The 1,852-nt window shown below is 34.9% G+C and carries 2 protein-coding genes; both read right to left on the bottom strand.

Translation table 11 applies throughout. The annotated features are described in order from the left end of the window. Positions 1-163 precede the first annotated feature (163 nt). Entirely contained in the window at positions 164-988 is an 825-nt protein-coding gene (locus V7137_RS28910) for a hypothetical protein (protein WP_335701252.1), read from the bottom strand. Positions 989-1,215: 227 nt separating this feature from the next. Continuing rightward, positions 1,216-1,767, bottom strand: coding sequence for an NADPH-dependent FMN reductase (locus V7137_RS28905; protein ID WP_335701254.1), 552 nt, complete (start codon positions 1,765-1,767; stop codon positions 1,216-1,218). Positions 1,768-1,852: the final 85 nt, after the last annotated feature.

The following is a 1,852-nucleotide window of genomic DNA, read 5'->3' as shown; positions in this document are numbered from 1 at the left end:
ATTTACAGTCTTTACCTAGATATATTCAAGTAAGATGGGATCTTATAACTTCTAGTTACCACGTACAAAATCGCGGATGCCGGGCAGGAAAATTCTAGAGGTAGTAACGTCTCTTGGTTATTCGTTTGAGACGTTTTTTTGTATGGCTATATAAATTAGTAAATTAAGTATTAAATAATGTTCCATTTAGTGCTTCAATGTACCTTTTCGCTGACCTATTAACGACCAAATCGGCTTCATCTTTAATAATGCGATGAAATGCGTCGTATAATCGATTAAATGTAAATTTATTTACCCTATCCGCGATTCTTTCAACTGTTACACTGGGCAGAGGAATGAAGTTAGGATAACTATACATAAAACTCACCCACTTACAATCAGCTGCCACGCGTATAATATCTCCACTCAATAAAATTCCATTTTGACTGCTTCCATTTTTCCACTCTAAAACAGTACCGCCTTTATAATGTCCTCCGATTCTATGAAGAATAAGACCTTCCTGCAATTCTATCGATTCTCCAGACCAAAAAATGATTTTCTCGCTGGGTCTTGTCACCCATTTTTTATCATCTTCGTGAATATAAATTGGAGCATCGAATGCTTCAGCCCATTCTACTTGACTAGAGTAATAATGAGGATGTGATAAAGCAATAGCATCAATTCCGCCTAATTTGTTAATATGTGAAATGGTTGATGGATCAATAAATGTAATACAATCCCACAATAAGTTGTAATGTCTATCTTTTACAAGATAAGCTGACTGTCCAATTCCAAAACTTGGATTAGTCTTTATGCTATGTAATCCTTCTTCTTGGAGCTCAATGATATTACTATATGTACCGACCTCTATCAGCTTTTCTAATGTGGTCCACACCTGTCCTTTGGAACCAACAAATTGTCTTTCTTCCTCGCAAATCAAACATTGTTTTGGTGCTTCGATTGAACTTGAATACTGAACTCCACAAGTTTCACATATATATTTTTTCAAAAACACCTCTCCTTTACTTTTTCACTACTCACTTCTAAATTCTCCATAAAAATCCAATAATCCTTCTTCAAGTAATGCCGCCCCGTTAGTTTAAGTGCAACGGTTCACAATCATTTTTTGTAGAGAGCATTTTGGAAAATCAACATTTTCACTAGATAAAATAAGAATATCAGACACTCTAATTTTAGCATCTGATATTCGAGTCACAGTTCATTTATCTATTTTGACTATTTTCTCAAGGTTTTTAGTGCACCACTCCAAGCTATAACTTGGTCAACCATTAAATTGACATTTTTAAGATGTAATTCAGCTGGTTTAAAAGTAGTAAAGTTTTCGAAATCTGTAAATAAAGATAATGTTGGGTGAACCTTCACATCGGCTATTAGTAATTCAGCACAAATTCCACGTAAATGCTCAGCTGCACGTGCTCCACCAGTTGAACCATAACTTACAATACCTGCTGCTTTGTTATTCCAGGCTTCACGAGCAAAATCAAGTGCATTTTTTAATGCTCCTGTGATACTGTGATTGTATTCTTGAACAATAAATACGAATCCATCCAAGCTAAAGAGCTTTTCATTCCAAGCCGCAATTCCAGGTTCTGTTCCATCGGTTGTTCCTAAAAAAGGTAATTGAAAATCAGAAATATCAACAATTTCATAATTTGCATCTCCACGTTTGTCAGCAATTCTTTTTACCCATTCTCCAACTTGAGGACTAACTCGACCCTTACGAGTGCTTCCTAAGATAATTCCGATATTTAATTTATCATTTGTCATGTTTTCTTCCTCCTTAATGGATTCTCCGTTTAAATTGTCTGAAATAACGAATTGTTTTGATTTAGCTTCTACGATTATAATAAAC

Source organism: Neobacillus drentensis (assembly GCF_036962765.1).
GTDB lineage: Bacteria > Bacillota > Bacilli > Bacillales > Cytobacillaceae > Neobacillus > Neobacillus drentensis_C.
This window is presented reverse-complemented; position numbering and strand designations above follow the sequence as displayed.